3 protein-coding genes are annotated in these 2451 nt (G+C 61.6%); 1 reads left to right on the top strand and 2 read right to left on the bottom strand.

The features are described 5' to 3' along the window. Positions 1–54: 54 nt before the first annotated feature. Positions 55–648, bottom strand: a complete 594-nt coding sequence (gene smrA / locus B3187_RS12580; RefSeq protein ID WP_123638302.1) for a DNA endonuclease SmrA — start codon at positions 646–648, stop codon at positions 55–57. 98 nt (positions 649–746) lie between these two features. Here smrA and B3187_RS12575 point away from each other — a divergent pair, with 98 nt between their 5' ends. Then, positions 747–1655, top strand: a complete 909-nt coding sequence (locus B3187_RS12575; protein WP_286806833.1) for a GGDEF domain-containing protein — start codon at positions 747–749, stop codon at positions 1653–1655. A 120-nt stretch (positions 1656–1775) separates the two neighbouring features. Here B3187_RS12575 and B3187_RS12570 read toward each other — a convergent pair. Next, positions 1776–2451 (bottom strand): phosphoenolpyruvate carboxylase (locus tag B3187_RS12570; protein ID WP_286806832.1); only part of this gene is annotated, 676 nt, incomplete at its 5' end.

The following is a 2451-nucleotide window of genomic DNA, read 5'->3' as shown; positions in this document are numbered from 1 at the left end:
TAGGGCGGATAAGCGAAGCGCATCCGCCGTTACCCCGGCCAACCAGGCACCCAACTAACCCCGACGCTTGTGTTGGCGCTCCCAATTTTCTTGGCGTTTTCGTTCGCTCTTGCGCAGGAGAATATACGTTGCCCCACTGCCGCCGTGTTGGGGCTGGGCCGAGTGCATCGCCAATACCTCGTGCATCTGGGGCAACCAGTGCGCGACGCAGCTTTTCAGCAGCGCCGGGGTTTCCCGGCCCACGCCCTTGCCGTGAGTGATCAGCCCGCAGCGAATATCCTGGGCCATGCAATCCTGCACAAACTGAAACACCGCCCGCCGTGACTCCTCCACCGTCATCCGGTGTAGGTCCAGACGGGCATCCACCGTGTATTTACCCAAGCGCAAATTCCGATACACCCCGTTCTGCACACCGTCACGCTTGAACGCCAGGTGATCGTGCGGGTCGACCGGAGGCACGTAATCCCCGGACAGGAAGTTACTCTCCGCCCCCACCACTTCGCGCACCGCCATCTCCCGGCGTTGCGCCAGGGTTTCGGCCGGTGCGTCCGACTTGTTCAGAGGGACTTTGGGCTCACTCTTGATCGGGCGCACATCGCGCATTTCCCGCTCAAACAGTGCCCACTCGTCACGTTCATCACTGCTCATAACCATTTCTCACTCTAATACACCGCGAGCTGATCACCAGCGCCGCACTGTGGCGCCTGCTACACTGTCTATAAACGACCTCGGACCCTGACAAGATCATGCTCAGTCGCTTCTCGCTGGCGCTACTCACCTTGTTGTTGACCGCACTGCTGGCGTTTGCCTGGGCACTGTTGCTGTTCTACACCAGCCCCTCGCTTCGCCCGGAGAATGTGGACTGGCCCCGCACCCTGCGGGACCTCAGCCTGTGCCTGGCCGCTTTTCTTCTGTTTGCCACGGCGGCGTACCTTCCAGTGCGTCGCACCATCGTCAGTAAACTCACCATCGGCTTCGGGCTTAACTTTGTCGGTGTCTGGCAGGCCCTGATCAACGACCTGGTGGAACCACAATGGTGGCCGGCCGAAGCCATCAGCTTCCTGTGCATTCCGGTCGGTCTGCTGATAGCGGCCCTCGGGTTGTATCAGCTCGGACGCGCCTATCGTATGAACCGCCTGATTCTCGGGAGCCACCAACAGATCGAGCGGGATCTGGCGACCGTCGACCAACTCACTCAACTCTACAACCGTCGCTATTTCTTTACCACCTGCGGGCCCCTGTTCGGGCAGTCTCAGGAGGATGGTCAGCAGCCCGTGGTGATCGGCCTGCGGGTACTTAACCTGACCGAACTCAACCAGAGGCTCGGGCTGGAGGCCGGGGATGACATTCTGCAGCGGGTTGGTAAAGCCATACGCCGCTACCTGCGCCACGGACAGATCGCCGCCCGGATGGGCGGCCGACGGTTTGCCGTGTTTCTACCGGACAGCACGGCGCATGATGCCGATCACCTGGCCCGGCAGATTGTCGCGCGGCTGGAGCATGTGCTGATGACCGACGCCCGGGGCGAGGATCTGCTGGTGCAGGTTCAGGTCAACTACCAGGTCGGCCTGGCCCAGGAAGAGGACACGCTGGAGACGCTCGTCCGGCGAGTCGGTAGGGACGATGCCGACACCGTAAAAAACCCGGTGCTGTAAAACGCAAGCACATTTCCCGAACGACGCGTCGTGACAGACGGGCCATGGTGGATGACGGCCTTTGGCCTTATGCCACCCTACCGACCAACGTCGGGGGTGACATAAAGCCGAGTAGCAGGATCAGCCGGTGTTGCGCATACCCGCGGCAATACCCGCCATGGTCACCTTGAGCGCCTTTTCCAACTCCGGACTGATTTCCTTGCCGCTGCGGTAGCGCTTGAGCAATTCAACCTGCAGATAGCTCAGCGGGTCCATGTAGGGTTTGCGCACCCGCAGGGCGCGCTGCAACATGGGCTCCTCGCTCAACAGCTCGTCCTGATGCTTGATCCGGTTGATCAGCACTTCCAGCGCACTCAGGTCCGCCCGCAGTTGCTGCCCCAGGCCGTGCAACTCGGAGGGCACCAGCTCTTTCTCGTAATAGCTGCAGATCGGCAGATCGGCCTTGCCCACCACCATTTCCAGCAGATCCAGGAAACTGGAGAAGAAGGACCAGTTTTCCAGCATATCCACCAGAGTGGAGGGCGCATTTTCCAGAGCATACTCCAGCGCCTGGCGGGTACCGAGCCAGGAGGGCAGGTTCAGGCGCACCTGCATCCAGGCAAACACCCAGGGGATGGCCCGCAGGCTGTCCACCCCACCGGTGGCCTTGCGCTTGGCCGGGCGACTGCCCAGGGCCAGCAGGTTCAACTCCTGCTCCGGCGTCAGGCTGCGGAAATAGGGCACGAACTTCGGGTGGCCGCGCACCACATTGCGGTAGGCCTCCAGGCTGCTTTGAGCCATGCGCTCGATCAGGTCC

The sequence above is a fragment of the Marinimicrobium sp. UBA4209 genome, from assembly GCF_002381585.1.
In the GTDB taxonomy this organism is placed as follows: domain Bacteria; phylum Pseudomonadota; class Gammaproteobacteria; order Pseudomonadales; family Cellvibrionaceae; genus Marinimicrobium; species Marinimicrobium koreense.
This window is presented reverse-complemented; position numbering and strand designations above follow the sequence as displayed.

What these genes read in the sequence shown, in the direction of transcription:
- smrA (WP_123638302.1), bottom strand. Translation starts at nt 648, where the DNA reads ATGAGCAGTGATGAACGTGACGAGTGGGCACTGTTTGAGCGGGAAATG.
- B3187_RS12575 (WP_286806833.1), top strand. Translation starts at nt 747, where the DNA reads ATGCTCAGTCGCTTCTCGCTGGCGCTACTCACCTTGTTGTTGACCGCA.